The organism is Protofrankia sp. Cas3, from assembly GCF_963555955.1.
In the GTDB taxonomy this organism is placed as follows: Bacteria; Actinomycetota; Actinomycetes; order Frankiales; family Frankiaceae; genus Protofrankia.
The window spans coordinates 1-3237 of the sequence record NZ_CAUVXP010000296.1; the positions used below are offsets into that span (position 1 = coordinate 1).

At 71.1% G+C, this 3237-nt stretch carries 2 protein-coding genes and 1 pseudogene; all 3 read right to left on the reverse strand.

Features of this window, described 5'->3' with window-relative positions; genetic code table 11:
- Positions 1–442: ATP-binding cassette domain-containing protein (locus U9983_RS27355; protein WP_322756773.1), on the reverse strand; the 442-nt coding region annotated here is incomplete at its 3' end.
- A gap of 85 nt (positions 443–527) precedes the next feature.
- Positions 528–1472, reverse strand: coding sequence for a sortase (locus U9983_RS27360; RefSeq protein WP_322756774.1), 945 nt, complete (start codon positions 1470–1472; stop codon positions 528–530).
- A 5-nt stretch (positions 1473–1477) separates the two neighbouring features.
- Positions 1478–3237, reverse strand: a pseudogene (locus U9983_RS27365) (hypothetical protein); the annotation flags it as partial.

The following is a 3237-nucleotide window of genomic DNA, read 5'->3' on the forward strand; positions in this document are numbered from 1 at the left end:
TCGCAGGGAACGGGTTGGGCTTCTGGAAGACCATGCCGATCCGCCGGCGGGTCTCCTGCGCCCGCTTGTCGGCGGCGTAGATGTCCTCGCCGTCCAGCAGAACCTGGCCGGCCAGGGACGCGCCCGGGATGAGCTCGTGCATCCGGTTCAGGATGCGCAGGTAGGTGGACTTGCCGCAGCCCGAGGGCCCGATGAGCGCCGTCACCTCGCCGGGTCTCATGGTCAGCGACACCCGGTCGAGGACCTTGCGCTCGCCGAACCAGGCGGAGATGTCCCTCGTCTCCAGCGCCGCACCCGAAACCGGCCCGGTGCGCTCGCGGCGGGCAGCGGGGATCAGCCCGCTCGCCGTCGCAGCCACCGCAGTCGCCGGATCGGCCACGCCCGGCAGCTCCTCGGTCGGCTTGTCGAGGGCGGGCATGCCGATCATGGGCGCGTCGGACATGACGTCAGTCCTTTCCAGTCGGACAATGTGCGATCGTGCTGTCCTGCGCATCCGGCGGCCCAGCGGGCTAGAGCAGGTGCGCAGGCTAGAGCAGGTTCGGGAGCAGGCGGGCGAGGCTTTCATAGACGTTCCAGACCACCGCGACCAGCACAGGTGCGCTCAGAAGATAGGCCGCCGGCGTCTCCCAGCGGTGGAACAACCAGGTCGCGAACACCACCGCGACGACAAGCACCTGCGCCCACAGCAACAGGGGCAGGGCCGCGGCCGGCTCGCCGGCAAGCGAACGCTCGTCGGCGTAGATGGCCGGGCGGGTACCGGCGGACGGCTGCGCGGCGGTCGTCAGGTTGGCCGTGACCGTCAGCGTGTGCGTCGGGCTGACGGCTGGCGCCGAGGTCACCAGCGTGATCCGGTGGACGGACCCGGTCACCGGTTGCGGTGGGGTACGCCCGTCTCGGATCTCGACGACGGTGAACTTCGAGATGCCCAGACCGGTGGTCGCGATGATCTGATCGCCGTTGCGCAGCTTGTCGAGCGTGGCGAAGGGGGCGCCAAACGTGGTGCGCCGGCCGTAGACGACCGCCGTACCGGCCTGTCCGGGCAGCGGTGTGTCCCGGCGATGGCCGAGCCCGCGGGTGAGCGCGCCGCTCGTGGTGCCTTCGACCACGACCTGACGGACTTTCAACCGCGGAATCTCGATGATCGCCACCGGAACACCCGGCGTGATCGGTGGTGCCACCGGAGCAACCTCGTCACCGACCTGGGCGAGCTGGCCGCGAAACGTCTTGTAGAGGTTGTCCTGGGTCCGGGCCTCCTGCAGCCCGGACACCGCGAGCAGATAGCCGGCGAAGCCGAGCATCAGCACGGCCACACTGATGAAAACCCGCCCGGCGGCGATCGCGATGACCGCCCGGCCACCGACCGGCGGGCGTGGCGGCTGGCGCTGGCGCCGCCCGCCCCGGTTCGGCGGCGCCGCGCCCGGTGCCACGGTTGAAGGCGCTCCCGGTGCCGGTGCCTGAGTCGTCACGCTCACCCCGTCTACTTCCACATCCGCGGCAGGACCCGGGTCAGTGACCGCGTCGATGCCGACGCGGGTCCGCCGCGTGAATACCAGACGAGCCCGAGGCCGAGTGCCACCGAGCCGAATCCGATCACGATCACGAGAAGTATCACGAGCCGCCCGACGCCGGTGGACTCCACCAACGGTCCCGTCCGGGCCGAAGTGGTGAACGCCGCGGTGGAACTCGCCTTCGGCGTGGCCCGAGCCGACGAGCTGGCGCTGGCCCGAGCCGTCGCGCTGGGACGAGGACTGGCCGTACTGCCACCGGTCGAGGTCGTGGTCCCGCTTCCGCTACTCCCAGAGGTGGTTCCGTCACCGCTGGCCCCGGAGGTCGTACCGCTGCCGCCCGTCCCGGACGCCGTCGTGCCGCCCGCCGCGGACGTAGTGCCAGTACCAGTACCAGTGCCCGGGGATGTGGTCTGCGCCGCGGGCGACGGGCTCGTCGACGGGGTCGGCGTACCGGTCGATGCCGGCGCCGCCTGCAGCCGCACCGCGGCCTGCACCGTGCCCGCCTGTGCGACCAGGTTCGCCGGCAGGCTCAGATAACCACCCGGCAGCTGGCCGTTGTCGATCCCGTGCTCCTGCCCCTTGGCCGTGGCGAGGTCGATGAAGTCGGCCATCTTGGCTGCCTTGGTCCTGTCGATACCGCTCGTCGGGACCATCGCGTAGTGGACCAGCGCGAGCGGGTAGAGCGCCGGGTCGGTCGCCGCGAAGTCGGCCTGGCGGACGCCGTTCGCATCGACGGTCATGGCCTTGACGGCCGCCGTGACGGCCGCGTCAGTCGGGGCGTTAAACGAGCCGGCGGCGTTCTTCAGTTCCGCCTGCGGCAGGCTCAGGTTGGTCGCGTCCGCGCTGTCGAACAGCACGAACAACGACCGGGCACCCTGGCGCGCCGCCGAGTAGGACGACGGCTGGTGCCCGGGATCCTGGTCGGAGATGGTGCTCGGGTCCTTGCCCGCAGGGGCACCGGCCGCGGCCTGGCGGACGACCGCGTCAAGCCCGCTCAGCGGGGCGAAAGTCATGTTCATCGCCGACGTCGGGTCGACCGTGCGGAACGTGTCGAGCGGGTACCGCACGTTGCCCTTGTTCCACGCGTCCAGGAAGTAGCTGCTGACGTGCATGCCGTACGGGTCCTTGGTGCCCTTGAGAAAGGCGCTCGCGTCCGGGTCCGCGGTGAGCCAGCGGGTCACCTCGTGGGTCAGGTCCTCGCCGTCGGCCGTGAGCACCGGCGGGAAGTAGTTCTGGGCGGTGAAGTCCTTCGCCCAGGCGACACCGGGGTTGAGCGCCTGGAACTCCGGGTCCGCAAAAATCGTGACCGGGTTCCCCGTCGTCCCCGGGTTGGGGCAGTACGCGCTGCCCGGCCCGGTGATGGGCGCCGTGGGGTCGCAGCCGGGCGGCCCGCCCGAACCGTAGAGACCGGGATAGGACTGCGTGAGCAGCTTGGCGACCAGCCGGGCGTCCAGCCGCAGCGAGGTGATGGCCGTGTGCGTCACGGGGTCGTCGAGCAGGAAGCCCAGCGAGATGGCGGACACCGCGAGCGGCGCGTAGGCCACCGGATTCGGCCCGGTCGCGCCGGTGGCGGCCGGGCGCGTGGTCAAGGCCATGTCAACGGTGCCGGCGGCAAAGTCCGACCGGGCCTGGGTGTCGCCGAGCAACGAGTAGTCGACGTTGAGCGCGGGCGTGCCCGCGCACGAGCGGGCCGTCCAGCTCAGCATCGCGAGGTTCGCCACGGGGGCGC